Origin of the sequence: Burkholderia sp. 28_3 (assembly GCF_003253915.1) — a bacterium.
Lineage (GTDB): Bacteria > Pseudomonadota > Gammaproteobacteria > Burkholderiales > Burkholderiaceae > Burkholderia > Burkholderia cenocepacia.
Window position 1 is genome coordinate 416235 of record NZ_QKZF01000004.1, and the last position, 26062, is coordinate 442296.

General features: G+C 67.3%; 26 protein-coding genes. 12 read left to right on the forward strand and 14 right to left on the reverse strand.

Going from position 1 to position 26062, the window contains the following annotated elements:
• Positions 1-27: 27 nt before the first annotated feature.
• From DFS13_RS12680 to DFS13_RS12695, 4 genes are all read right to left on the reverse strand, one after another.
• Complete coding sequence (locus DFS13_RS12680) at positions 28-1461, reverse strand: alkaline phosphatase (RefSeq protein ID WP_111441763.1); 1434 nt, start codon at positions 1459-1461, stop codon at positions 28-30.
• Positions 1462-1614: 153 nt separating this feature from the next.
• On the reverse strand, positions 1615-2205 hold the full coding sequence (locus tag DFS13_RS12685; protein WP_111441764.1) for a class I SAM-dependent methyltransferase: 591 nt from the start codon (positions 2203-2205) through the stop codon (positions 1615-1617).
• Positions 2206-2674: 469 nt separating this feature from the next.
• The gene (gene poxB / locus DFS13_RS12690) at positions 2675-4396 is read right to left on the reverse strand and encodes a ubiquinone-dependent pyruvate dehydrogenase (protein WP_060212958.1); all 1722 of its coding nucleotides are present in this window, start codon (positions 4394-4396) and stop codon (positions 2675-2677) included.
• 146 nt (positions 4397-4542) lie between these two features.
• On the reverse strand, positions 4543-5043 hold the full coding sequence (locus DFS13_RS12695) for an Lrp/AsnC family transcriptional regulator (protein WP_006495856.1): 501 nt from the start codon (positions 5041-5043) through the stop codon (positions 4543-4545).
• A gap of 195 nt (positions 5044-5238) precedes the next feature.
• Between DFS13_RS12695 and DFS13_RS12700 the strand changes: the two genes are divergently transcribed.
• Positions 5239-6255 (forward strand): 1-aminocyclopropane-1-carboxylate deaminase, encoded by a 1017-nt coding sequence (locus DFS13_RS12700; protein ID WP_111441765.1) that lies wholly within the window; start codon positions 5239-5241, stop codon positions 6253-6255.
• Between the two features lie 199 nt (positions 6256-6454).
• Here DFS13_RS12700 and DFS13_RS12705 read toward each other — a convergent pair whose 3' ends face one another.
• The 3 genes from DFS13_RS12705 to DFS13_RS12715 form a co-directional block, all read right to left on the reverse strand.
• Entirely contained in the window at positions 6455-7462 is a 1008-nt protein-coding gene (locus DFS13_RS12705; RefSeq protein WP_111441796.1) for a hypothetical protein, read from the reverse strand.
• Between the two features lie 131 nt (positions 7463-7593).
• Positions 7594-8421, reverse strand: a complete 828-nt coding sequence (locus DFS13_RS12710; protein WP_006498538.1) for a hypothetical protein — start codon at positions 8419-8421, stop codon at positions 7594-7596.
• A 122-nt stretch (positions 8422-8543) separates the two neighbouring features.
• Positions 8544-9131 (reverse strand): tetratricopeptide repeat protein, encoded by a 588-nt coding sequence (locus DFS13_RS12715; RefSeq protein ID WP_111441766.1) that lies wholly within the window; start codon positions 9129-9131, stop codon positions 8544-8546.
• A gap of 364 nt (positions 9132-9495) precedes the next feature.
• Between DFS13_RS12715 and DFS13_RS12720 the strand changes: the two genes are divergently transcribed.
• From DFS13_RS12720 to atsR, 3 genes are all read left to right on the forward strand, one after another.
• A complete protein-coding gene (locus DFS13_RS12720; protein ID WP_006485493.1) occupies positions 9496-10371 on the forward strand; it encodes a helix-turn-helix domain-containing protein in 876 nt (291 codons plus the stop codon).
• A gap of 68 nt (positions 10372-10439) precedes the next feature.
• Positions 10440-10943 carry a molybdopterin-dependent oxidoreductase gene (locus DFS13_RS12725; protein WP_006485477.1) on the forward strand — a complete coding sequence of 168 codons (504 nt, stop codon included), beginning with the start codon at positions 10440-10442 and terminating at the stop codon, positions 10941-10943.
• A 1-nt stretch (position 10944) separates the two neighbouring features.
• Positions 10945-12765: a hybrid sensor histidine kinase/response regulator AtsR gene (gene atsR / locus DFS13_RS12730; protein ID WP_111441767.1), complete on the forward strand. Its 1821-nt coding sequence runs from the start codon at positions 10945-10947 to the stop codon at positions 12763-12765.
• Positions 12766-12829: 64 nt separating this feature from the next.
• On the opposite strand, the gene DFS13_RS12735 is transcribed toward atsR, so the two are convergent.
• Entirely contained in the window at positions 12830-13249 is a 420-nt protein-coding gene (locus DFS13_RS12735; RefSeq protein WP_111441797.1) for a secondary thiamine-phosphate synthase enzyme YjbQ, read from the reverse strand.
• Between the two features lie 10 nt (positions 13250-13259).
• Positions 13260-13586 (reverse strand): thioredoxin family protein, encoded by a 327-nt coding sequence (locus DFS13_RS12740; RefSeq protein WP_006485487.1) that lies wholly within the window; start codon positions 13584-13586, stop codon positions 13260-13262.
• Positions 13587-13797: 211 nt separating this feature from the next.
• Between DFS13_RS12740 and DFS13_RS12745 the strand changes: the two genes are divergently transcribed.
• From DFS13_RS12745 to DFS13_RS12765, 5 genes are all read left to right on the forward strand, one after another.
• Positions 13798-14499, forward strand: a complete 702-nt coding sequence (locus tag DFS13_RS12745) for a flavin reductase family protein (protein ID WP_077020766.1) — start codon at positions 13798-13800, stop codon at positions 14497-14499.
• A 22-nt stretch (positions 14500-14521) separates the two neighbouring features.
• Positions 14522-15955 carry an MFS transporter gene (locus DFS13_RS12750; protein WP_111441768.1) on the forward strand — a complete coding sequence of 478 codons (1434 nt, stop codon included), beginning with the start codon at positions 14522-14524 and terminating at the stop codon, positions 15953-15955.
• A 53-nt stretch (positions 15956-16008) separates the two neighbouring features.
• Positions 16009-16341 (forward strand): DUF2322 family protein, encoded by a 333-nt coding sequence (locus tag DFS13_RS12755; RefSeq protein WP_006493310.1) that lies wholly within the window; start codon positions 16009-16011, stop codon positions 16339-16341.
• A gap of 106 nt (positions 16342-16447) precedes the next feature.
• Entirely contained in the window at positions 16448-17317 is an 870-nt protein-coding gene (locus tag DFS13_RS12760) for a PASTA domain-containing protein (RefSeq protein WP_077020764.1), read from the forward strand.
• 142 nt (positions 17318-17459) lie between these two features.
• The gene (locus DFS13_RS12765; protein WP_077020763.1) at positions 17460-18092 is read left to right on the forward strand and encodes a LysE family translocator; all 633 of its coding nucleotides are present in this window, start codon (positions 17460-17462) and stop codon (positions 18090-18092) included.
• A 54-nt stretch (positions 18093-18146) separates the two neighbouring features.
• On the opposite strand, the gene DFS13_RS12770 is transcribed toward DFS13_RS12765, so the two are convergent.
• The 3 genes from DFS13_RS12770 to DFS13_RS12780 all read right to left on the reverse strand — a co-directional run bounded on the left by DFS13_RS12770 (position 18147) and on the right by DFS13_RS12780 (position 20226).
• A complete protein-coding gene (locus DFS13_RS12770) occupies positions 18147-18824 on the reverse strand; it encodes a YebB family permuted papain-like enzyme (RefSeq protein ID WP_006486296.1) in 678 nt (225 codons plus the stop codon).
• A 148-nt stretch (positions 18825-18972) separates the two neighbouring features.
• Positions 18973-19542: a hypothetical protein gene (locus DFS13_RS12775; protein ID WP_077020762.1), complete on the reverse strand. Its 570-nt coding sequence runs from the start codon at positions 19540-19542 to the stop codon at positions 18973-18975.
• 225 nt (positions 19543-19767) lie between these two features.
• Positions 19768-20226 carry an Lrp/AsnC family transcriptional regulator gene (locus tag DFS13_RS12780; RefSeq protein ID WP_111441769.1) on the reverse strand — a complete coding sequence of 153 codons (459 nt, stop codon included), beginning with the start codon at positions 20224-20226 and terminating at the stop codon, positions 19768-19770.
• 125 nt (positions 20227-20351) lie between these two features.
• Here DFS13_RS12780 and DFS13_RS12785 point away from each other — a divergent pair, with 125 nt between their 5' ends.
• From DFS13_RS12785 to surE, 3 genes are all read left to right on the forward strand, one after another.
• Positions 20352-21086 carry an AzlC family ABC transporter permease gene (locus DFS13_RS12785; protein WP_111441770.1) on the forward strand — a complete coding sequence of 245 codons (735 nt, stop codon included), beginning with the start codon at positions 20352-20354 and terminating at the stop codon, positions 21084-21086.
• A complete protein-coding gene (locus DFS13_RS12790; protein ID WP_006486305.1) occupies positions 21079-21387 on the forward strand; it encodes an AzlD family protein in 309 nt (102 codons plus the stop codon). Before DFS13_RS12785 ends, DFS13_RS12790 begins: the two co-directional genes overlap by 8 nt.
• A gap of 189 nt (positions 21388-21576) precedes the next feature.
• Complete coding sequence (gene surE / locus DFS13_RS12795; RefSeq protein ID WP_077020761.1) at positions 21577-22356, forward strand: 5'/3'-nucleotidase SurE; 780 nt, start codon at positions 21577-21579, stop codon at positions 22354-22356.
• An 87-nt stretch (positions 22357-22443) separates the two neighbouring features.
• Here surE and DFS13_RS12800 read toward each other — a convergent pair whose 3' ends face one another.
• Positions 22444-23265, reverse strand: a complete 822-nt coding sequence (locus DFS13_RS12800; protein ID WP_006493314.1) for an SDR family NAD(P)-dependent oxidoreductase — start codon at positions 23263-23265, stop codon at positions 22444-22446.
• A 101-nt stretch (positions 23266-23366) separates the two neighbouring features.
• Positions 23367-26045, reverse strand: a complete 2679-nt coding sequence (locus DFS13_RS12805) for a GH92 family glycosyl hydrolase (RefSeq protein ID WP_111441771.1) — start codon at positions 26043-26045, stop codon at positions 23367-23369.
• Positions 26046-26062: the final 17 nt, after the last annotated feature.

Sequence of the window (26062 nt, forward strand, 5' to 3'; positions counted from 1 at the left end):
ATTCCCCTGTACCCGTGTTGTCGGCGCTCAAAGCTGCACCGCGTTGCGCACCAGCTCGAAGACCTTGTTGTTCTCGATCACGCCGTGGAACGCATCCGCGCCGCGACCGATCGCACCCAGGAACACATCAGTGCCGCCGTGCGTCTCGTTGCCCTTGTCCATTCGCACGACCGCCTCCTGGCGATAGTCGTCGGCGCCCGTCACCGCATCGGTCAGCGCGGTGCCCGCGCGGCTGCCCTGCACGCGGTTCTCGCCGTTGCCGAAGCCGATGATCGTGTACGGCGCGCCGTCCGCGTCCTTCGCGATCGCGCCCGTCTGGTAGCTGCGCAGCACGCCCAGCACGCCGGGCTTGCCCGCTTCCGTCTTGCCGGTGCGCGCCGCATAGCCGTTCAGCACCAGCGTGTGATCGTGATCGGCCGTGACGACGATCAGCGTGTTCGTCAGGTTGGGATCGGTCTTGCGGACCTTGTCGAGCGTCGCCTTGATCGCGTTGTCGAACGCGATCGTGTCCTGCAGCGCGCGCTTCGCATTGGTGTCGTGCAGCGCGTGATCGATCCGGCCGCCCTCGACCATCAGGAAATAGCCGTTCGGGTTGGCCTGCAGCACGTCGAGCGCGCGCGTGGCCATGTCGGCGAGGCTCGGCTCCCTGGTCGCGCCGCGATCGAGGTCGTAGCTCATGTGGCTCGACGCGAACAGGCCGACCAGCTTGCCGCGCTTCGTCGCATCGGCGGCCAGCAGGTCGTCGCGGTTCTGCGCGAACGCGTAGCCTTTCGCCTTCAGTTCGTTGACCAGGTTGCGGCCATCGGTGCGCTTGCCGCCGCCGTCCTTCGGCACGAAGAATTGCGCGCCGCCGCCGAGCACGACGTCGACGCCGTCGCCCAGCGCGCCGTTGTAGCCCGCGCCGCCCGGCACGAGCTGCGCGGCGATGTCGTTCTCGGCATCGCGGTGGCACACGTGCGCATACGTCGCGGCGGGCGTCGCGTGCGTGACGCGCGTGGTCGTCACGACGCCGGTCGCCATCCCGTTCGCCTTCGCGATTTCGAGCAGCGTCGACACCGACTTGCCGTTGTTCGCGCCGCAGTTGCCGGTGAGGCCCGCGCTCGGCTCGATCGCCTTCGTGTCGGGCGACATCGAGATCACTTCGTTGTTGGTCTTGACCCCGGTCATGTACGCCGACATCGACGGCGCGCTGTCCGTCACCTGCGCATCGTTCGAATAGGTCTTCACGAACGCGGATTCCGGCAACGTATCGATCGTCAGCGCGCCGTCTTCACCGACGCCGTAGATGCGTGCCGCCGTCAGCGTCGTCATCCCCATCCCGTCGCCGAGGAAAAAGATCACGTTGCGCGCCGCCGTCTTCACCGGGGTGGGTGTCGAGCTGGACGGGCCGTCGTCGCTGCCGCATCCGGCCAGCGCAAAGGCGCCGGCACACAGCAGCGCCGCCATTTTGATTCGATTCATGTTGCCGATCTCCCCCGCCGTTGATGCTTTCGAAATGAAAGGCGATGGTAGGAAGCCGATGTGACGGCAAGATGAATGGAAACTGGAAGGATCGGTATGGCTGATGAAAGGATGGAACGAGGCGCCGCGTCCGGGCGCCCCGCGCGACCGGGCTCAGCCGGCGTATGCGGCGGCGGCGCAGCGCACGGTGACGATTCGTGCAGGTGGAAGATTGGCCCAGACGATCCGGCTGCCGCTGGCAACGAATGCCGAGTCGCCGAGCGGATGACGGCCTGGCGGGCGCAGGTCGTAGGTGAATTGAATCATCACGCCGTCGGCCGACAGCACGCGATGGCATTGACCGACGATCGCCGCCACGGCTTCACGGGGCAGCGTGCGCAGCGGCAGGCACGACACGATCGCGTCGACCGTCGCGCCCGGCGGCAGCAACCGCTCGAGCTGCCGTGCGTCGCCCGACACGATCGAGATACCGGGAAAGTGCCGTCGCAGATGCTGCACGAACGCCGGCGAGCGTTCGACGACGACGAGACGCCGGGGCGCGACGCCGCGTTCCAGCAGCGCCGCGGTGATCGCGCCGGTGCCGCCGCCGAGTTCGACGACCAGCCCGTCGCCATCCGGCACCGCGTCGGCCATCTCGCGCGCCAGATGCCGCGAACTCGGGCACAACGCGCCCACCGCGGCCGGCCGGCCGACCCACTCGCGCACGAACAGTGCCGAGACACGCCACGCGTTCGGCCACGTCATAGGCGGGCCTCCGGCGCGTGCGCGGTCGGCGGCGACAGGCCGACGACTGCGCGGGACAGGGCTACGGCGACACGGGCAAGGTTCATGCGCATCCTCCTGGGCGAATCGGTCCGCCGCGGGACACGCGACGATCAATCGATTCTAGGAAACGCAAACTTAAGACGACGTGAAGATTGACCCTGATTCTCCTGACCAATTCGTGCCGGATCGGCCGTCGATTGCCGATCCCTCATCGATGCGCTGACGCGAGTGCGCGGGATAACGCGCGTCGACCAACCGGGCCTGCCGCAGCGCCGTGTCGACCGCGGCGCGATCGCCGGCCGTCAGCGGTACGGCGGCCGAAATGGGGCCAGCATTTCGGCCGCCATATCGTTGTCCCCCGCCGTTCATCGAAACCGTGCGCAAGTGGGCGGTACAGCCCCGCCTGCGAACCGCGCGCCACGCTCGCCGCACGACGCGCGATACACCGTCACCGCAAGTTGGTTCTCGCCAGTTCGACGATCTCGTCGCCGCGCCCGCTGAGAATCGCGCGCAGCATGAACAGGCTGAAGCCCTTCGCATGCGCGAGCTCGATCTTCGGCGGCATCGCGAGCTCGTACTTCGACGTGACGACGTCGACCACCGCCGGCCCGTCATGCTCGAACGCGGTGCGCAATGCGTGTTCGACGTTCTCCGAATGCTCGACGCGCACGCTGAAGATGCCGGCGCCCTTCGCGATCGCCGCGAAGTCGGTCGGGCTCAGGTCGACGTTCGTGTCGAGATAGCCGGCCGCCTTCAGCTCCATCGACACGAAGCCGAGCAGGCTGTTGTTGTACACGACGATCTTGATCGGCAGCTTGAGCTGGCGCGCGCTCAGCAGATCGCCGAGCAGCATCGACAGCCCGCCGTCGCCCGACAGCGACACGACCTGCCGCCCCGGATGCGCACCTTGCGCGCCGAGCGCCTGCGGCATCGCATTCGCCATCGACCCATGGTTGAACGAGCCGTGCAGTTGCCGCTTGCCGTTCATCGTCAGGTAGCGCGCCGCCCAAAGCGTCGGCGTGCCGACGTCGGCCGTGAAGATCGCATCGTCGGCCGCGACTTCGTCGATGATCTTCGTCAGGTACTGCGGATGGATCGCGCGGCCCGGCGGCTCGGCCACCGCGAGATCGTCGAGCCCCTTGCGCGCGGCCGCGTAGTGCTTCAGCGCATTCTCGAGGAAGCGCCGCTGCGTCTTGCGCGTGAGCCGCGGCAGCAGCGCCGCGATCGTTTCCTTCACGGTGCCCACCAGCCCGAGCGCGAGCGGCGCGCGATGGCCGAGCTGCGAGCCCTTCCAGTCGATCTGCGCGATCTTCGCGTGGGCCGGATAGAACGGCCTGTACGGGAAATCCGTGCCGAGCATCAGCAACGTGTCGCACGACTCCATCGCGTGATAGCCGGAACTGAAACCGATCAGCCCCGTCATCCCGACGTCGAACGGGTTGTCCCATTCGACGAACTGCTTGCCGCGCAGCGCATGCACGACCGGCGCGCCGAGCGCGTCGGCCAGCGCGACCACCTCGTCGTGCGCGCCCTGCGTGCCGCTGCCGCACAGCAGCGTGACCGCATCCGACCCGTTGAGCAGCGCCGCGAGCCGGTCGAGGTCGGCATCGGCCGGCAGGATCGCCGGCGGCGCCGCGTCGCTCCACGCGGGCGCTTCGTCGGGGCCGTCGCCGAGCGCGATGTCGCCCGGCAGCACGATCACCGCCACGCCGCGCTCGTCGATCGCGGTACGCATCGCGCGCGCCAGCACGCGCGGGAACTGCGACGCGTTCGTCACGAGTTCGGCGAAGTGGCTGCATTCGCGGAACAGCTCCTGCGGATGGGTTTCCTGGAAATAGCCGAGACCGATCTCGGTGGACGGGATGTGCGCGGCGATCGCGAGCACCGGCTGGTGATTGCGGTGGCAGTCGTACAGCCCGTTGATCAGGTGCAGGTTGCCGGGCCCGCAACTGCCCGCGCACACCGCGAGCCGCCCGGTCGACGCGGCGTCGGCGCCGGCCGCGAACGCCGCGCTTTCCTCGTGCCGCGTGTGCATCCAGCGGATCGAGCCGAGCTGGCTCAGGCTGAACGACAGGCCGTTCAGGCTGTCGCCCGTCACGCCCCAGATGCGCTCGACGCCCGCTGCCGCCAGCGTCTTCGCCAGGTATTCCGCCATCGTCTGTCTTGCCATGATGCCCTCACAGTTGGGTTGTCGCGACATGCAGCCACTGCCCTGCATCGGCGCATGATAGTCAAGGACGCGAACTGACGTATGAACGGTGCAATTGCGATTCGTTCCGCGCGGCCGACCGACGCGAAACCGGCCGTCCCGCCGCGCTACAGCGGCAACGCATGGGTCGACAGGATCTCCTTGAGCACCATGAACGAACGCACCTGCCGTACGCCCGGCAGGTACAGCAGTTGTTCCGCGTGCAGCCGATTGAAGCTGTCGTTGTCGCGCGTGCGCACGAGCATGAAATAGTCGAACTCGCCGGTCACGACATGGCACTCGACGCACCCCGACACCTTCTGCGCGGCCTTCTCGAACGCGGCAAACGTTTCCGGCGTCGAGCGATCGAGCACGAAGCCGATCACGACCAGCATCCCGGCGCCGAGCGGCTTCGGGTCGAGCAACGCGACGATGCCGCGAATCAGCCCCATTTCCTTCAGCCGCTCGACGCGCCTTAGGCACGCCGGCGCGCTCAGCTTCACTTTCGCCGCGAGGCTCACGTTCGAGATCGACGCGTCCTGCTGCAATTGCCGCAGGATCGCGCGGTCGATGCGGTCGAGCGCCGGTGCGGCGTCGGCCGGCGATGCACTGCTTCGATCTAATTTCATTGCGCAAACCTCGTTTTAGACGAATTGAAATTGTTTATCTTCCGCTCATATCGTCGATAACGTAGGTTGCCGCAATTGATTTCGCAAGCTCATTTCCCGTGCTTCTGCCTATCATTTTCGTCATCGGAGCACGGCCTGCCGGCCGCGCCCGAACGATCCGATTTCCGCCTCGCCCCCTGTTCCGGAGCCCCGCCGATGAATCTGCAACGCTTCCCCCGTTACCCGCTGACGTTCGGCCCGACGCCCATCCAGCCGCTCAAGCGCCTGAGCGCGCATCTCGGCGGCAAGGTCGAGCTGTATGCGAAGCGCGAGGACTGCAACAGCGGCCTCGCATTCGGCGGCAACAAGACGCGCAAGCTCGAATATCTCGTTCCCGACGCGCTCACTCAAGGCGCGGATACGCTCGTGTCGATCGGCGGCGTGCAGTCGAACCAGACGCGCCAGGTCGCGGCCGTCGCCGCGCATCTCGGGATGAAGTGCGTGCTCGTGCAGGAGCACTGGGTCAACTATGAAGATCCGGTGTACGACCGGGTCGGCAACATCCAGTTGTCGCGGATGATGGGCGCCGACGTGCGGCTCGTAGCCGACGGCTTCGACATCGGCATTCGCCGTAGTTGGGAAGAAGCGATGGAGAGCGTGCGACAGGCGGGCGGCAAGCCGTATCCGATTCCGGCCGGCTGTTCCGAGCATCCGCTCGGCGGCCTCGGGTTCGTCGGCTTCGCCGAAGAAGTGCGCGCGCAGGAAGCCGAGCTCGGCTTCAGGTTCGACTACGTCGTCGTCTGCTCGGTGACGGGCAGCACGCAGGCAGGGATGGTCGTCGGCTTCGCGGCCGACGGGCGCGCGGACCGCGTGATCGGCATCGATGCTTCGGCGAAGCCGGAACAGACGCGCGAACAGATCACGCGCATCGCACGGCATACGGCCGAGCTAGTCGGGCTCGGCCGCGATATCGTCGAACGGGATGTCGTGCTCGACACGCGTTACGGCGGCCCGGAATATGGGCTACCGAGTGACGGCACGCTGGAAGCAATTCGGCTGTGCGCGCGGTTGGAAGGCATGCTGACGGATCCCGTTTATGAAGGAAAATCGATGCACGGGATGATCGACAAGGTGCGGCTCGGGGAATTCGAGCCGGGGTCGAAGGTGTTGTACGCGCATCTCGGCGGGGCGCCGGCGTTGAGTGCGTATAACGGGATTTTTCGCAACGGGTGACGTCGCTTTTCGAGACAGTTCGCACTTAACGGCCCCGGTACCCAAACCGACACACGTATAAATTGAAATGCCGCCGGCAAGCCGGCGGCGAAAGATGCAGCCGCATATCACGTGGCGCACCTGAGGCACTCGATTCGACGTACTCGGATCGTGCTAGTTGCAACGACTCGCGCAATGCAGCAGCGGGCAACGCGCCCGCCTAATTCTGCGTGAGCGGATTTAGCGTCGTGCACAGGAAGCCCGTGCAGTTCTTCGGCGTGAAATAGAACGATGCCATCACCGGCGTGGGGGTGCCCAGAGCCAGATCGCTCAGATAGGCGCCTCCTTGCGCGCCGAACGCATTGGCCTGCTGCACGAAGCTCGCGCCGGTCGACTGGATCGCGGCCGACTGGTACGTGAAGGTCGGCGACTGCGTCTGGTCCTTCACGTAGATCCACGAGATCGCGGTACCGAATGCCATGCCGCCCTTCGCGCGATAACCCTTCGCCCCTTCGCTGTTGGCCTGTGCAATGAAGTCGTTGACGGTCGACGTCGGCGCCAGCGCGTCGTACGTATAGGTCGCGTTCGACGCGTTATTCTTCATGTACACGTTCGCCTGCACGGCGCCCACCATCAGCGGGCCGAGCAACCAGTAGCCCGACTGGCCCTGGCCGTTCGCCTGCGTGAGGAACGCGTTGGCATCGGCCGGCAGGCTAGTCGTCGTGTACGTGTAGGTGGCGGATGAACCGCCATCCTTTCGATAGAGATCGCCGTACGTGAGCGGCCCTTCGTAGCGGTAGCCGCTCGCCCCCTGCGCGTTGGCCGCATTAACGAAGGACGTCATGTCGGCCGGTGCCGTCTGCAACTGGTATGTGTAGGTCTGCGCGCTGCCATCGTTCACGAAGATCGACTGCGTTCCGCCATTGCCCGCAGTGTAGAAGTAGTCACCCAGATAGCGATAGCCCTTCGCGCCTTCGTTGTTGATCAGCGTCAGGAAGCTCGCCTTGTCGGCCGCGACAGGCTGCGCCTCGTAGCGCCACGTCAGCGTGACGCCGCCCGAGCCACCCGAACCGCCGCTGCCGCCGGAACCCGTGCCGCCCGTCCCGCCGCTGCCGCCGTTGTTGGTCGTGCCCGATCCGCCGGACGCCGCGGGCGAGGAATTGTCGTCGCCACCGCCGCAAGCGGTCAGTGCCAGGCAGGTCAATGCAATCAGTGCAACGGCTTTCATCGGGATCACCTTCGGAACGAACAGGACGAACGCAGCCGGTGCGCGCGCATCGTGCCGCACGCACCGACCCTCACGAATCGGACATCAGGAATCAAGGCAATCGGCCGGCGGCCCTCGCCGGCCCGGCGACGTCAGTTGACCTGCAGCTGGCCACCGCGGCCCAGCCCGCCCTTGACGTCCTGCGCCTTGTAGCTGCGCAGCGCGACGACCATCTTGTTGTACGCATCGATGAACGCGACGACCGTCGCCTTGCCTTCCGGCGTCGACGAGAAACCCGCCAGCGCCCCACCCACGCCGCCACCGAAGCCGCCCAGCGCCGCGCCGTAGTTGGTCGCCGTCGAGCTGCCTTCCGACGCCGCGATCTGCACCGCCGAGCGCACGTCGAACAGCGTCAGCGTCACGACCGACGCCTTCGTCTGCAGGTGGCCCGCCACCGCCGCCACCGCGCTGTTGCCGATCAGCCCGCCGATCATGCTGCCGATCCCGCCGATCGGCGAATCGTTGATCACGATCTGCGGCTCCATGTAGTAGTCGGCCGCGACACGCTGGCCCTTCTGCTGCTTCGAGCCCGCGCGGTATTCGCCCGAGTTGCGCTGCAGCTGCGTGATGCGCGACAGGCGCGCGTCGCTCTTCTGGTTGCCGATCGACGTGATCACGAAGCAGTTCGACTGCTGCACCGCCAGGCGCAGCAGCGGGTCGATCGTGGTCATCTTGGTCGCGCTGCCGAACGGGCCCCACCAGTCGGCATTGCGGCCGTCGTCGACCGCGATCGTGCCGAGCGGCGACGTGCAGCGCTGCAGTTGCGAATCGGCACCGGCGCTCGCGCCGCCAGCCGCGGCGCCCGTCACGCCGGCGTTCTGCCCGCCGGGCGTCACCACGCCGCCGCAACCCGCGACGGACGCGCCAAGCGCTGCAACCAGCGCACCTTGAGTGAGACGTTGGAGAAGGTTGGTCTTCATTGTCGTTGTCGATCGATTAGAGTCGTTGTTCGGCTTATGTGTCCGTGCGAACTTCGATAAGCCCCCCGGCGTGGCGCGCGATGGTGGTCTCCCCGCGGCTGCCCCCGTTGCTCGATGCCCGGTCAGTAGTACCAGTACGTCTGCTGCCAGACGCCGTAGTACGGATAGCCCGAGTACCAGTAGCCGTAATAGACGTCACGCCATTGCGTGCGCCATTTCCAGTCTTCTTCGTCTTCCTTCTTGGCCTTGCGCGCGAGATCGAGCAGCTTTTTCGATTCCTTGTCGCCGCGGCCGACCGCGATCGACAGCCACTTCTCCGCTTCGCGCGCATCCGAGCCCATTTCCTCGAGGCCGAACAGGTAGAAACTGCCGAGCGCCTTCTGCGCGTTCAGGTCGCCGCGTTCGGCGGCCTCGCGCATCCACTTGAGCGCCTGGTAGCTGTCCTGGCGCACGCCGTCGCCGCGGAAATAGCGCAGGCCGAGGTCGTAGGCGGCCTTCGGCTGGGTCTTCGCGGTCTGCTTGAGCGCGGCGATGCGCGGCTCTTCGCGGTCTTCCGCCTCGTCCCTTTTTTGATAGGAGACCTGATCTTTAGGGCGATCGGAACAACCTGTGTCGTCGCAGATCCGTACCGTGTTCCCGGTGACGGACGGATCCTGCGCGCACGCGGCCAACAGCAACAACAGCCCCGGTGCGAGTAAACGGCGATACATGGGTACTTTCCTCAAATTTTTATCGGCGCCGCAATGCTTCGAGCTATCCCACCCCGCGAGCTCGTACCCGGTTGCGCGCGGCGCAGCGGATACAATTCCATCCGCCAACGCCGACACGCAGTCCTAGGCTCTCTCAGGTTCTCTCTTCGAATCGTTCCATCACTACTTCATTGCTGCCGCTTTTCGCTGTCCGACCAAGGCCGGAATCGATCTCCAAACATGACGCAACAAACAATAGTGACGTGGTGAGCAATAATAATGGAGAAAAACGGCATGTCAAGGCCCTTAGCGTGTTTGAAGTTTGCGTGACACGTCAGCTTTGATATGCTCTACCTCGCCCAAAACCCCTGGAGACCCCATCGAGATGTCCACCACCGAGCAGGCCAACGTCGATCTCATCACCGCCAACAAGGTGCGCGATCTCCTGAACCGGAACGGCATTCCGCCGCGCAGTCACAATACGACGATCGCGAACGTGCTCGGCCTGAGCTTCTCGGTCGTCACGCGCAAGATGAAAGGCCTGATCCCGTGGAACCTGTCGCAGTTGCAGGACATCGCGACGCACTTCGGCGTGCCGCCCGCGATCCTGCTCGACGACAAGGGCACGCAGCCGGCCGCGGCCGAGATGATCGACGCGACGTTCGTGATCGAGTCGAAGCGCTTTCGCTGCCGCGCCGCGATCTCGACGAAGGCGACCAGCCAGATCGAAACGGATTTCGTCGCGCTGCAATGGCAAGGCGAATGGATCGTCACCGAACGCGAGCACGCGCGCGAGGGCCGCACGTATCCGGTCGACGTGATCGAGCTGCGCTCGGCGCAGCCGAACGTGTACGCGGCGCGCATCGCCGTGGTCGACGATTCGCACGACGTCGCCGAAACGGTCTGTGAATACTTCATCGAGAAAGGCGTGAACGCGATTCCGTACTTCGACGGCGCAAGCTTCCGCAAGGCGCTAGAGGTCGAGGATTTCGATGGCTACATCCTCGACTGGATGCTCGGCGACCAGACGGCGGCCGAACTCGTGCGCGGCATCCGCTCGAGCGAGAACAGCGGCGCGCCGATCTTCCTGCTGACCGGCAAGATCTCGACCGGCGAAGCGAGCGAGGACGAGATTGCGCACATCGTGTCGCACTACAACGCGCGCTGCGAAGAAAAGCCCGTGCGCCTGCCGATCCTGTTCGCGGAAGTCGCCCGCGAACTGAAACTCACGCTGCCGGCGGCAGCGGCCGCGACGAACTGAGCACCGAGCACGGAAACGGCGACCAGCGCGACAACCCGCTACACGCACCATAAGACCGAGGGAAAAACATGCGCATTTCAACCATCTGGATCAAAAGCCTGCTGACAACCTGCCTGCTCGGGATGGCCACCGCGGCGTGGGCCGCGTCGTCGTTCACGTTCACCGTCGACGGCAAGATCAGCAAGAGCAACCAGCAGGGAAAGATGAGCTACGTCTTTTCCGAGCAGGCGCTGATGGCGCTGCCGCAGCATACGATCGTCACGTCGACGAGCTGGACGCCGAAGGCGACCTTCACCGGCCCGCGCCTGTCCGACGTGCTGAAGACGGTCGGCGCGCACGGCACGCAGATCGAATTTCGCTGCATCGACGAATACACGTTCACGATTCCCGTGTCGGACGCCGACAAGTACGGCGTGATCCTCGCGCGGACGATGAACGGCAAGGTGCTCGGCAACGACAACTACGGCCCGTTGTGGATCATGTATCCGCGAGACCAGTATCCCGACGAGCTGAAGACGCCGCTCGGCGAAGCCAAGTTCGCGTGGCAGATCATCGGTCTGACCGTGAAGTGACATGACGCGGCGGCGATGGAAAAATAGAAAAATCATCCTGGTCCTCGGCTCGCTGTGGATCATGGGGTTCGCCGCGTGGGCGTTCCTGCTGTGGGATCTCCTCGCCACCTCGGTCAACGAGGGCGTGCTCGAGGGGCCGCGCGAAGGCGTGTTCTGGACCGCCGCGCAATACCGAAACGTCTATACGCGCTTCGATCGTCAGCTGATTCTTTACGCGACGCGCGAGGACGACGACTTCGATCACCTGCAGATGCAGCTCGACAGCCTGTCGGTGTCGTTCGGGTTCCTGCAGCGGCCGTCGGAAGTGTCCCAATACTGGCTGCGCATCCCGCGCGCGCGCAACGAGATCGACGCGCTCGGCGAATTCATGATGCGCCTGAAGCGCGAGGTGCCGCTGCTGCGCGAGTCGCCGAAGCAGGCGCGGCAGGTGATCGACGAAGTCAACGCGTACTGGCCGAAGGTCAACGGCCTCGCGAACTACTTCCGCGCGATCGAAATGGCGCAGCGCGATTTCACGTTCCATCAACTGAAGGACAAGCAGCGCGCGATCCTGATCCTCGGCATCGTGCTCGGCGTGATCCTGTGCGCGCTGTTCCTGCTGCTGTTCTATACGATGCGCACGCGCGACGACCTGCTCGAACGGCAAAACGCGGCGCTCGATGCGGAACGCAAGGCGTCAGACCGCGCGTTCGAGATGATCGAGGCGAAGAACGCGTTCCTCGGGATGGTCAGCCACGAACTGCGCACGCCGCTGCAGGCGATCTGCGGATCGATCGAGATCCTGCTCGCGCGCCCGCAGTCCGACGCGAACCTGAAGACGATCCGGCGGCTGCAGAATTCGGCGCTGTCGCTGGAGGCGCTCGTCAAGGACCTCACCGACTACATCAAGCTGCGCTCGACGAAGCGCGTCGCCGAACTGGATACCGTCGGCATCGCGCCGCTGCTCGCCGAAGCGCTCGAACCGCTACGCGAGAAGATCGTCGCGAAACGGATCGCGGTCACGCAGCTCGTCGAGCCGCCCGGCCTCGCGATCCGCTCCGATCGCAAGCTGCTGCGACAGGTGCTGTCGAATCTGATCGAGAACTCGGTCAAGTACACTGTCGGCGGCTCGATCACGGTCGCGATCACGCTTGCCGACGCGGCGGCCGGCCAGCAATTGAAGATCGCCGTGCGCGACACCGGCGCCGGCATCGCGAAACAACATCTGTCGAAAATCTTCGAGCCGTTCTATCGCGCGAACGACGCGGTCGGGCTGCACGTCGACGGGATCGGCATGGGGCTCGCGGTCGTGCGCGAAATCGTGACGACGCTACGCGGGCATGTGGACGTGCGCAGCGTGGTCGGCGAAGGCAGCGAGTTCGTCGTGACGCTGCCGGTCGAAGTGCCGGGCGTCGATACGGCCGGCACTGCCGCCGGCGATGCGCCCGCGCCGCCGCCCGCGCTGGCGTACCACGGCCGGCGCGCGCTGGTGGTCGACGACAACGACAACGCGCGCGAAACGCTCGGCGCGATGCTCTCGGCGCTCGGCGTCGACGCCGATCTGTGCGGCACCGGGCAGGAAGGCGTCGCGCGCTTCGGCACGGGTCGCTACGACCTCGTCGTGCTCGATCTCGAACTGCCGGACCTGAGCGGATTCGACGTGGCGCGGCGTATTCGGGCGGTGGCGGAACCCGACGACAACGGTCGGCATCCGGCGATCCTCGGCGTCAGCGCGTATGAATCGGCGGCGCTGCGCGAGAACCAGCGGGTGTTCGACGCGTTCCTGCCGAAGCCGGTCCACCTGCGCGAGCTCGGCGCGCTCGTCGAGACACTGCTCGCCTGAGCCGCGCGCCGGCGCGGCATCACGCGTGCCCGTTGCCCGGCGATTCGCCTACTCGCCTACTCGCCTACTCGCCGAGCAGATGCAGCACGATATCGCGCCGGTGCGCCGCGCGACGATGCTCGAACAGATAGATCCCCTGCCACGTGCCGAGCACCATGCGTCCGTGCTCGACCGGGATCGATAGTTGCACCTGCGTGAGCGCCGTGCGCAGATGCGCGGGCATGTCGTCGACGCCTTCGGTGTCGTGCTCGTAGCGCGTGTCGTCCTCGGGCGCGAGCGTCGCGAAATAGCGTTCGATATCGCGCTGCACCGACGGATCCGCGTTCTCCTGGATCAGCAGCGACGCCGACGTATGGCGGCAGAACACCGTGAGCAGGCCGGTTCGGATCGCCTGCTGGTCGACGAACGCGCGCACCTGCGGCGTAATTTCGACGAGGCCGCCGCCGCGCGTGTCGACGCCGACGTGCGTGATGGCCTGTTGCATCGCCATGACCTCAGGCCAGCGCGGCGAAGCCGTCGGCTTCGATCTGTTTCGCGTCGGCGGGGCGCACGACGCGTGCGACTTCGACCCCGTCGCGCAGGAACACCAGCGTCGGCCACAGCTTCACGCCGAACGAGCGGCCGAGCGGACGGCCGGGGCCGTCCTCGATCTTCAAGTGCCGCACGGCAGGATGCGCGGAGAACGACGCCGTGATCGCGGGCTGCGCGCCTGCGCAGATCCCGCACCAGTTCGCGCCGAATTCGATGACGGTTGCGCCGCCCAGTGCGTCGACTTCCGCGCGGGTCGGCGCGTTGGCGGTGTAGCGTTGCTCGGTGTCCATCAGGCCCTCGTGTGCGTTGGCGGAACGTGACTGCACGCGCCGGCGCGATGCGGGCGGGTGCGGCCTTCGATTTCTTACTGTAGCGGAAAAGCCCGCGCGCTGCCGGCGCGGTCCGCGCGCATCGTCCGGAATGACACGACAAGATTCGGAGCGCCGCATCGCCGCGACGGGATCAGCATGGGAACCGATCCCGTCAACAAAGGCCTCGACCATGAATGCACCGCATTGCGTCACCGAACCGAACATCCTCTACTTCGGCACGCCCGTCGTGCTGGTCAGCACGCTGAACGAAAACGGCACGGCCAATCTCGCGCCGATCTCGTCCGCGTTCTGGCTCGGCTGGCGCGGCGTGATCGGCATCGCTGCCAGTTCGCAGACCACCCGCAACCTGCTGCGCACCGGCGAATGCGTGCTGAACCTGCCGTCGTCGGCGCAGGCGGACGCGGTCGACCGGATCGCGCGCACGACGGGCACGTACCCGGTACCCGACGGCAAACGCGCGAAGGGCTACGTATTCGAACCGGACAAGTTCGGCACGGCTGGGCTGACCGAAGCGGCATCGCAAACCGTCACGCCGCCGCGCGCGCTCGAATGCCCAGTGCACATGGAGGCGATCGTCGCGGCCACCTACGGAATCGGCGACGACACGCCCGACCTGCGCGGCCGCATCCGCGTGTTCGAGCTGCGCATCCAGCGCGTGCACGCGCATCCCGACCTGCTGATGGACGGTCATCCGGACCGCATCGATCCGGACAAGTGGTCGCCGCTGATCATGAGCTTCCAGAAGTTCTACGGGCTGGCGCCGCGGCAGGTGCATCCGTCGCGGCTCGCCGAGATTCCCGAACGCGCGTATCGCAGCCCCGACATCGAGCGTTCGCGCGACGCGGGCACGCTGGCCGGTAGCGCACGGTAATGAAGCGCGCGGGAGAACGCCTGTGAATCCGATACGCCGCCCTGCTGCCCCCCGGGCGGCCGATGTCGCCGCGCCGGCCCGGCATCGCCTCGTGCTGCCGGCGCTGTGCATCGCCGTGCTGATCGCGCAGATCGACACGGCGATCGTCAATCTCGCGACCGAACCGATCGGCGCCGCGTTCGGCGCCCGCGTCAGCGCGCTGCAGTGGGTGATCGACGCGTACAACCTCGCGTATGCGGTGCTGCTGCTCACGGGCGGCCTGATCGGCGACCTGTACGGTCGGCGGCGTGCATTCGTGCTCGGCGCGACGGTGTTGAGCGGCGCGTCGGTCGTGTGCGCGCTCGCGCCGACGCTGGGCGTGCTGATCGCGGGCCGCGCGCTCGCCGGCGCGGGCGCCGCGCTGCTGATCCCCGCGTCGCTCGCGATCGTCCGCGTGCTCTGGCGCGATCCGGCCGAACGCGCACGCGCGCTCGGCATCTGGGCCGCGTGCGGCGGCATCGCGATGATCGTCGGCCCGACGCTCGGCGGCGTGCTGATCCACGCGTTCGGCTGGCGCAGCATCTTCGGCGTCGTGATTCCGTTCGGCATCGCCGCGATCGCACTCGCCAGCGCCGTCGTGCCGGAATCGGCCGATCCGCGGGGCCGGCGCTTCGATCCGGCCGCGCAGGTGCTCGGTGCGATCGCGATCGGCTGCGTCGTATTCGCGACGATCGACGCGCGCCACGACCCGCTGCGCGCGGCGCTGCTGATCGGGACCGGCGCGGCCGCGATCGCGCTGTTCGTACGGATCGAACGGCGACTCGGCACGGCCGCGCTCGTGCCGCTCGACCTGTTCGCGAATCGCACGTTCCGCGGGATGCTGGTCGGCAACGGCGCGATGACGTTCGGCGGCTACGGGATGCTGTTCGTGCTGCCGCTCGCATGGCAAAGCCACCACGTGCTCGACGCCACTGGTGCCGGCCTCGCGCTGCTGCCGATGTCGGTGCCGTTCGCGCTCGTGTCGTTCGGCTCCGGTGCCGTTGCGGCCCGCGTCGGCGCACGCACGGCCGGCGCGGGCGGCGTCGCGCTGATGGGGCTCGGGCTCGCCGCGATCGGCATCGGCGCGGCCGGGTCGACGAATCCGCACGCGCCGATGCTCGCGTGGGCCGAGGCGGGGCTCGCGCTGACCGGCACGGGCCTCGGCCTCGCGGTCGGCTCGCTGGCCGCGACGGCCGTCGGCGCGGTCGACGCCGCGCGCGCCGGCACCGCGGCATCGCTGATGAACGTGACGCGGATGATCGGCGCGGTCTTCGGCGTCGCGCTGCTGGGCGCGCTGTACGACGCGTGCGGCGGCGGCGCGTCGGGGCTGCGGGTCGCGATGCTGACGGGCAGCGCGCTGCAGCTCGGGGGCGCGGCGCTCGCGTGGCGCACGGCCGGCACCGGCACGCAGGCCGGCGCACCGAGGCCGATCGGATAAGATACGGCCGGCCACGCACCTTGGCCCATGACCGAACCGACGGAGTGTTTTCAGTGATTCAACCGACCCCAGTATTCAAGGACAACCTCGCGCAACTGCCGGCCATCGACGGCATCGCGCGCATCGATCTCGTCGGCGCGAACGGCGACGTGGTCGCGACCATCGAGAACCAGCCAGGCAAGCAGGGCTCGCTCGCGGTGTACCACTATCTGAAGCAGGCGTTCGGCACGCTCGACGCGAAAGCGGCCGAGCACGGGCTCGCGGTGTTCGCCGAGCATACGGCCGACGCACGCAATCGTCCGGGCGCGCACCCGAACGTCGATCGTCTGCTGGCGATCGTGGCCGGCGGCGACGCACTGCGCATCGACGTCGTCGCGAAGGACTGAGTCGGCGGCGACACGTACGCGTGCCGCCAGGCGGCGCGCGCGACCGTGACGGACGGGCGAAAAAGCGCTTGCCGCGCCCGTCCCACTTTCCCCGGAGACAAACAGCGTGCTTCCTTCCGTTGCCTCGCCGCTCACCCGGCATCTGGCGTCGATCGTTTCGGTCGCGGTATTTGCCGGCGCCACGTTCGGCGGCACGGCATCGGCCGAGCCGCTGCGCACGGCCTCCGATATCGCCGGAGCGTCGCTCGTGCCGCTCGGCAAGCTGCCGCACTCGCCTGAAAGAGGTTCGCTCGATCCGTTCTGCACGCAATATCGCGCGAAGCCGACCACGGCGGCCGGCCGCGAAGTCGCGAAGCGCGACTGGATCGTGACATCCGAGGCACCGCTTGGGCGCTACACGGTCGTGAGCTTCGCGAGCGGATTCAACGCCGGCACGAGCGCAATCTGTTTCGCGCGCAACGGCAACCTCGGCGTATTCGACGGCGCGACGCTCGTCGCGCTGGGCTACACGGCGCGCAAGGCAGGCTGGCAGCTCGGCTCGGTCGATCGTCTGGAGAATGGTGCACTGCTCGTCTGGGGCGGCGACGGCCCCGGAGCGCCTGTCGGCGAGCTGCACGAGGAAAACGGCGGCCTGCGGCTGACCCGCGTCGCCGCCGAAAGCACGCACTGCAGCGGCCGCGCGGTCGTGCCGAACGTATACGGCAAGCCGCTCGACGCGGCCCGCAAGATACTGATCGCGCATGGCTGGCAACCGCTGCGGCCGCGCGAGAAGCCGGACGCGATGGACGGGGCTGCAACGCTCGCGAAGCACGGCATTATCGAAGCCGAAGCGTGCTCGGGCACCGGCATCGGGTATTGCGCGCTGCGCTACCGGAATGCGGCCGGCGTGCTCGGCGTGACGACGGTGGGCGGCGAGCCGGACCGGCCTTCCGAGAACACCGTGATCGACTATCAGGTTGCCTGTCGCAAGCAGTGAACGGCGTGCAGGCGGCGCATGCGCGATGCATGCGTCATGCGATCCGTGCCGCCAGGCCATCGTCCGTTCGCTCGATTGACCGGCTTCGCCCGCCCTCCTAAACTGGATTCCCTTTTACGCCGCACCCGCAAAAGGGACTGCCATGATCGACTTCTCCACGCTCGCGCTGTTCTCCGGCGCGTGTCTCGCGCTGACCATTACGCCGGGCCCCGACATGTTGCTGATCGCGTCCCGCAGTGTGAGCCAGGGGCGACGCGCCGGCTTCGCGACGCTCGCGGGCATCCAGGCCGGCACCTACTGCCACGCGCTCGCGGCCGCGTTCGGTCTGTCGCAGCTGTTCGTTGCGGTGCCGCTCGCCTATGACGCGGTGCGCTTCGCAGGCGCCGCGTATCTGCTGTATCTCGCGTGGAAAACCTTCCGTTCGAGTGCGACCGCGTTGTCGCCCGTCGCGTCGCCACGTCGCCATTCGACCGCGACGATCTTTCGCCAAGGGCTGACGACGAACCTGCTGAACCCGAAGATGGCGCTGTTCGTGCTCGCGCTGTTCCCGCAGTTCGTGCGGCCCGAGCACGGCTCGATCGCCGTGCAGATTCTCGTGCTCGCGACGGTGCTCAACCTAATCGGGATCGTCGTGAACGGCGCGGTGATTCTGTCCGCGAGCCGGCTGAGCCAGCGGATCGGCGCGCGCCGCCGGCCGTCGAAAGTACCGCAGTATCTGCTGGGGTGGGTGTTCGTGGGGCTGGCGGCGCGGCTCGCGATAGCGGGACGGCACTGAGGGCAGCCAGCAGCGCGAACGGAACCGTGCGCGCCCCGACGACACGCGAGGCCGTCAGTCGTCGCGACCGGTACCCGAATCACGCGTGTCCATCACCACGCGCAACGCACCGCTATCGAGGATGCTTGCCGGCGTCACCGTGCGGCGGTGCCACGGAATCCGGCCGAAATACCAGATCCTCCAGAAGCCGAGCGGATGATCGGGATTCCGGTGCAGCAGCGTGTAGAAGGTCTCGACGTCGCCGAGCACGATCCGCGTCGCCTCGCACACGACCTCGCGCACGAAACGTGAGCAAAACTGCCGGCGCGACGCGAGATTGAAACCCGTGTCGTAGACCACACCGATCCGGCGCATCGCCGCGGCGACGAGTTCGCGACGCTGCGCGGCGTCGAGCGGCTGCCTGAGCCGCGCGATCACGCATGCGCCGCGATCGGAGCGCGCGAGAAACCGCGACATCGTCGTGACGCGCGACAGCGGAAACGTGCTTTCGGCGATCAGCGTCTCGCCGCCACGCTCGCCGACGACGATGCCGACGTGATTCGTCCATGAACGCGTCGCGCTCGCCACTTCGAGAAACGGCCGCACGGTGACGCGGATGAAGACGATGTCGCCGATTTCCGGTTCGGCCGGCAACGGCTCGGCAAGCGAGTCGGGAGCGCCGGCGAAAAGGAGCCGCCGGCGCGCGCCGGGCGAACGGATCAGAAGCGGCTGGCGGCCGGTGTCGACGACCATACGAACCTCGCGCGAGTGGACATGGCGCGAGCATGGCAGGCGCAGCCGCACGCCGCATCCGCTTCATCTGCAAGGGCGGGAATCCGCGCCGCCGGGTGGCGGATTTCGATACTGGCGTGACACGCGAAGCGCCCGAACCCAGCACCCTTCAGCGCGTCGCACCCAGCGCCACGCGCAGCCGCTCCATCAACCGCGTGTAATGCCGCAGCACGTCGTCCTTCGACACGACATTCGCGGTCGAGAAACGCTCGGACCACGCCGGCTTCCATTGATACGAACCGTGCACGCTGCGATCGCCGTCGGGCGCCTGGATCAGCGAGCGGATCCGCGCGTCGCGGCCGGGCCCCGTATGCATCTCGAACAGCGCGTGGATGAACCTGTGATACGCGTCGTACACGTCGTCGTCGAACAGGTAGCGGTAGATGTGGAACGTGCGGTCGAGGTCACGCTTCGCGCGGATCACGTCGTCCGGCGAGATGTCCTTCCAGTAACCGATCCACGTGTAGAAGCACAGCAGCGCATTGAGCTGCGGCGCGACCGTGTCGTACAGCGAGAGCCGCTTCTCGATCAGCCGCTGGTTGGTCCACTGCACGAGCTCGAGCCGCTTCAGTCGGCGCGCGACGAGCCAGCCGAGACAGGCGACCGACAACGGCGTCAGCACACCGAGCGCGAGCTTGACGATTTCCAGCGAATTCCACGGCGTATTGAATGGCTGCATGTAGGGCTCGACAGGAAGAAACGCATCCTCTGCGACGCGCTGCCCGGCGCGCCACGCAGCGCCGCTGGGCCGATCGCGTCGGCATTGACCGTTAGTTGCTTGCACATCGAACAGTACGCGAGCGCACCGGCACTCCGTGCGACGCGACTCACCCCGTCAGTGTATCGGGCGATTGTCACCGCGCGATGACCGCGCGTCGACGCGCCACCGCGCGCCCGCTTCGCGCTAGGTCGGTAGCGCCGACGTGAGCTTGACCTTCTGCATCGGAATGTCGGTCTTCACGCTGAGCACGCCGGGGATGCGCGTCAGGTATTCCATCTGGAAGCGCCGGTAATCGTCGATGTCGGCCGCGACGACGCGCAGCAGGAAATCGCAGTCGCCGGCCATCAGGTGGCATTCGACGACTTCCGGCATCTGCTGGACGGCCTCGGCGAAACGGTTCACCGATTCCGCGTCCTGCCCCTTCAGCCACACGCGCGTGAAGATCGTCAGCCCCTTGCCGACCTTCGCCGGGTTCAGCACGGCCACGTACTTCTCGATCACGCCGGCTTCCTCGAGCAGCCGCACGCGCCGCAGGCACGGCGACGGCGACAGGCCCACCTCGTGCGCGAGCTCCACGTTTTGCATACGGCCGTCGCGCTGCAGCGCGCGCAGGATCCGGCGGTCGATAGCGTCAAGTTTCATTTGGCATCCGATTCCAAAAAATTCGTGTATCACGCGTTCAATGCCAAATTCTGAGAAAAATCTGGCGACAACGCAACCCGATTCGAGTCAAAAAAGCAGACAATTCCTCCCCCGAAGGAGGAGTGATGAGCAGTAGCGTTTCAACGTCGTCCGGGCTTCGCGACAAGCCCGCCTATGTCGCCGAGATGGGTCGCGGTTTGCGCGCGGCGCTGCCCGTCATGCTCGGTTTCGTGCCGTTCGCGCTGGTGCTGGGCGCGCAGGCGGCGCAGAAAGGACTGAGCCTGTTCGAGGTGCCGATGATGACGGGCCTGAACTTCGGCGGCGGCTCCGAATTCGCGGCGATCCATCTGTGGACGTCGCCGCCGCACATCGCGCTGATCGTCGCGATGTCGTTCCTCGTGAATTCGCGCCACATCCTGATGGGCGCCGCGTTCGAGCCGTATATCCGGCGCCTGCCGCGCCGCCGCGCGTTCGTCGCGCTGTTCTTCATGTGCGACGAGAGCTGGGCGATGTCGCTCGCCGACGCGCGCGAGCGCTCGGCCACACACATCAGCGTGCCCTATTACGCGGGCATCTGCATGGGGCTCTACCTGACGTGGATCTCGATGACGACGCTCGGCGCGGCGGTCGGCCCGACGATCGGCAACGTCGAACAGTACGGCTTCGACATGGCGTTCACGGCCGTGTTTCTGGTGCTGCTGCGCGGCATGTGGAAAGGCGTGCGTGCGAGCCGCCCGTGGTTCGTGAGCCTCGTCGTCGCGGCGGTCACCCATCTCGCGCTGCCCGGTGCGTGGTACGTCGCGGCCGGCGCTTGCGCGGGGCTGATCGCCGCGCTGCTGTGGGAGCCGCGCGATGCCTGAGCTTCCGGATTTCGGCACGGTCGCGACGATCGTGCTGATGGCGTCGACCACCTACCTGTCGCGCATTCTCGGCTACGTGCTGCTGCGCAACCGCACGCTGAGCCCGCGGATGGCGTCGGTGATGGAGAACGTGCCCGGCTGCGTGCTGATCTCGGTGATCGCGCCGGCCTTCGTGTCGACGCGCCCGGCCGACCTGCTCGCGCTTGCGCTCACGCTGCTTGCGGCGACGCGCCTGTCGATCCTGCCGACCGTCATCGTCGGCGTCGTGTCGGCAGGCCTGCTGCGCTACCTGCTCGGCTGAGCGGTGCCGCCGGCCACCCCGGCACCGCATTCCACGACACGACGAACGGGCGCGCGATGCGCCCGTTTTCACGTCCACGCCGGCCGGCGTCATGCGCGCGACACGACGATCCTCGCGCGGGAGTGCTAGCCTTGTGGCTTGCGCCACGCCGCACTTCCCGTCTCATTGCCCTTCGCGAGGATCGTCCCGATGCAAGCAACCCGCCCGCTGTTCGACCGTGTCCTGCTCACCAACGACGACGGATTCGACGCTCCCGGCCTCGACATACTCGAACAGGTCGCCACGCAACTCGCCCGCGAAGTGTGGATCGTCGCGCCCGCCGAAGACCAGAGCGGCACGTCGCATTCGCTGAGCCTGCACGAACCGCTGCGCGTGCATCGCAAGGGCGAGCGCCGCTTCGCGGTGCGCGGCACGCCCGGCGACTGCGTCGCGATCGCGGTCAGCCACCTGATGAAGGGCGCGCGGCCCGACGTCGTGCTGTCCGGCGTGAATCGCGGCGCGAACCTCGGCACCGAAACGGTGTTTTCCGGCACGGTCGGCGCGGCGATGACGAGCATGCTGGTCGGTGTGCCGGCCATCGCGCTGAGCCAGGCCTTCACCGATCGCAATGCGGTGCCGTGGGGCACCGCGCTCGCGCATGCGCCGGACGTCATCCGCCGGCTCGTCGCCGCCGGCTGGGACAGCGACGCGTGCCTCAACGTGAATTTCCCGCCGCGGCCGGCCGACGACGTGCGCGACCTGAAGGTGACGAACCAGGGCGCCGGCACGCTGCAAGGCGTCGAGATCGTGTCGGGACGCGACCCGCGCGAGATCGACTATCACTGGCTGAAGCTCGCGCGCGCGCCGCGCGACGACGATGCGGATTCGGAAACGGTCGCGCTGGGCGAAGGGTACATCGCGGTCACGCCGCTGAAGTTCGAGCGCACGCACGATCAGGCGCTCGCACGGCTGCGGTCGAACCTCGGCTGATCGATCGCGCGTTCGAACGGACCCGGCGGTGGCGCATACGATGCGCGCGCCGCCGGTTCACCGCGTCAGCCGTCGCCCGTCACCCCATCAAGTCAGGTTCAACCCGCCGTCGAGCATCACGATCTCGCCCGTCACGTAATCGGACGCGACGAGCATCGCGACCGTCTGCGCGATATCGTCCGGCGTCGCCGCGCGACGCATCGGCGCGCGCTCGCGCCAGAGCTGCTGCGCGTCCGTCCAGTCGGCGGTCAGCGGCGTATCGACGAGCCCCGGCGCGACCGCGTTGACGCGAATCGCCGGCGCGAGCGTGCGGGCGAGCAGCCGTGTCGTGTGATTGAGCGCGGCCTTCGCGGCCGCATACGGAATCGACGCGCCCTTCGGCCGCACGCCGGCATGCGAGCTGACGTTCACCACACATCCGGCCCGCCCGCGCGACGCCGACTCGCGCAGCGCGGCCTCCGCTTCGGCCACCAGCCGGAACGGCGCGATCACGTTGATTTCGTGCATCTCGCGCCACACGTCGGGCGTGGCGGCCGCGAGGTCGTCATGCGCGATCACGCGGCTGACGCCCGCGTTGTTGACGAGCACGTCGAGCCGCCCGTGCACGGCGAGCGCGTCGCGAATCAATCTCACGCGCTCGGCATCGTCGGCGAGATCGGCCTGCACGTAAGCCGCGCCGAGTTCGCGCGCCATCGCACGCCCGGTCTCGGCCGAGCGACGCGAATGCAGGATCACCGCGTAGCCGTCGGCCGCGAGACGCCGCGCGACGGCCGCGCCGATCCCCGACGTCGAGCCGGTGACGAGCGCGACCGGCCGGTGCAGGCGCGCCGCGCGCGGCTCGCCGGCGGTTTCGGTTTCAGGTGCCGTTTCGGCAATCGGGGCAGACATCGGCGGCAGCGGCGCGTCCATGGCGTGGAACCCAGTCAGTGGCGTTCCCGCATCATAAGCGCGACGAGGCACAGGATCGAGGCGCAATCGATCCGGCCCCTTCGTGCCTGCCGCGCGCGCTGCTACTGCGCGCGGGTCGTGCCGCCGGCCGCCAGCAGCGACGGCGCCAGCGCGCTGTTCGGGTCGTGGCCGTTCCACTGGCCGACCCACGCATCGTTCGGGGTCGAGCCCATCACGAAATCGAGCCTGCCGCCGGCCTTGATCTCGTCATAGGTGATGTACGGCCGATGCAGCGGCGCGCCGTTCAGGCTGACCGACTGCACGTAGCGATTGACCGACGACGGTGCGGCGCCCGACGCGGTATGCGCGGTGATCGTGAAGCGTCGCGCACCGCCGAACGTCAACGCGCCGCCGGCGCCGCTGCCTGATGCCATCGGGATGTCGACCGATGCCTCCTCGAACAGCGGCGTGCCGAAATAGAACACGCCGCCCACCGGATTCAGCGAATAGATGCCGAGCGCGGACAGCACGTACCACGCGGACAACTGGCCGCAGTCGTCGTTGCCGGGAATCGCCGCATCGCGCACGCGCCGCGGATCGTTCAGCGCGGCCTTCAGGCTGTCGCCGCTCAGCAATGCACGATCGCCGGCCGTGAGCGTCAGCGAGTACATGTCGTCCATCACCGTGCGCACGCGGTCCTGCGTCTTCGACGGCATGCCGGCGACGTCGTACAGGTACGGCAGGTGGTTCGCCGGTTCGTTGCCCGCGAAGTACTGGCCGCTGCGGCCGGTCAGGTCCGGGAAGCCCTGGTTGTACTGGAAGGTCAGCGGGTTGGCCGGATCGAACGTGCGGTCGAGCTGCGCGACGAACTGGCTTGTGCCACCGAGCAGCGTGATCAACCCCGGGAAGTCGTGGAAGATGTTCCACGTGTCGACCCACGAATTCGATTCGGAGAAGTCGGTCTTCTCGGCGGCCGTCGGATCGAAGCCCGCGACCCAGTTGCCCTGCGCATTCTTCGGCTGCGAGAACTTCCAGCCGTTGTTCGGCGCCGGGTTGAACACGTTCCGGTAGTTCTGGCTGCGCGTCAGATAAGGCTGGTAGTCGGCCGTGCTCTTGCCGGCCGCCTTGCCGACCGCGGCCGTCGCCCAGTCGTCGAACGCATAGTCCTGCGTGGTCGACACCGACGCGTTGTCGCCCGCATAGACGTAGCCGCGCTGGCGATACTGGTCGAAGCCGTGCGCGCTCGCGCGCTGCGTGGTCGTCAACGCGGTCCAGATGTCGTCGATGCCCGCGCTCGTCAGGTGCTTCAGGTACGCATCCGCGATCATCGGAATCGACGGGTGGCCGGCCATCGTGAAGGTTTCCGTTTGCGCCAGCGGCCACACCGGCAGCTCGCCCTTGCCGTTCTGCGCGAACTGCGTCAGCAGCGACTTGACCCAGCCGTCGACGCGCTCGGGCTGCACCAGCGTCATCAGCGGCGCCTCGGCGCGGAACGTGTCCCACAGCGAGAACGTCGACGAATAGTCGAAGCCCGGGTTCGCATGCTTGCTGGTGGTCGGCGGTGACGTCGTGCCGTCGTTCGACGAATCCATGCCGACGTAGCTGCCGTCCGCGTTGTTGTAGACCGTCGGCGCGAGCATCGTGCGGTACAGCGACGTGTAGAACATCGTCCGCTGGTCGGCGCTGCCGCCCTTGATCCGGACCCGGTCGAGCGCGGCGCTCCACACGCGCTCCGCCGCGCCGCGCACCTGGTCGAACGACTTCGCGCCGACTTCCGACGCGAGATTGGCCTGCGCATCCGCGATGCTTGACGGCGAGATGCCGACCTTCACCGTGACCGCGCCGCCGTCGCCGCCGTCGGCGAACGTCAGGTACGCCTTGAAGCCGTCCGCGCTGAACGCGACGTGCTGCGTATCGAACGGCTTCGAGAACCGCGCGACGAAATACGTCGGCTTGTCGTTCGCCCAGTTGTTGGTGAACTGCCAGCCGGCGATCGTCCGCGCGTCGACGACCTGGATCTTGCCGCTCGCGGTCGAGCCGCCGATCGGGTTGTCGATGCTCACGATCATGCTGCGTTTCTGCGTCGCCGCGCTCGGGAAGTACGTGTAGCGATGCACGCCCGCGTGCGTGGTCGCCGTCATTTCCGCGAGAATCTTCGCGCCCTGCACGTTCCACGGCGTGTTGCCGCTGCCGACCGGCGCCAGCTTCACCCGGTAGTAGCCGGGGCTCGCGGTTTCGTCGTCGTGGCTGAACGACGCGTCGTAGGTGATCGATGCATCGGCGGCAACCTTGGCCAGCGTCGCGGTATCGACCGGCGCGAGCGTCGGCAGGAACCGCACTTCGCCGCCCGAGCCGATGCCGGTCCCCGACAGGTGCGTATGCGTGAAGCCGGTAATGAACGGATCGTCGTACTGGTAGCCGGATGTGCGATCCCAGTTCCACGGCAGCGTATGCGCGCCGCCGGCCGTGTCCGGCCCGAGCTGCACCATGCCGAACGGCACGGTCGCGCCCGGATACACGTGGCCGTGGCCGCGCACGCCGCTGCTCCAGTCCGCGTTGATGTCGAGGTTGGCCGTGCCGATCATCGGATCGACGCTGCGCAACACCGATCGCTTGTGCGCGCCGCCGTTTTCCCCCTGATCGTTCTGATCGCCCTGGTCGTTCTGGTTGCCTTGATCGTTCTGGTTGCCCGGTGCGTTCGACATCTGCGCCAGCACGCTCGCGTCCGTCGCCCCCTGATCGCCCCCGCACCCCGACAACACGGCAAGGCATCCGATACCCACCACGTGACGTAGCTTCATCCGTTCGTCCCTCCCTC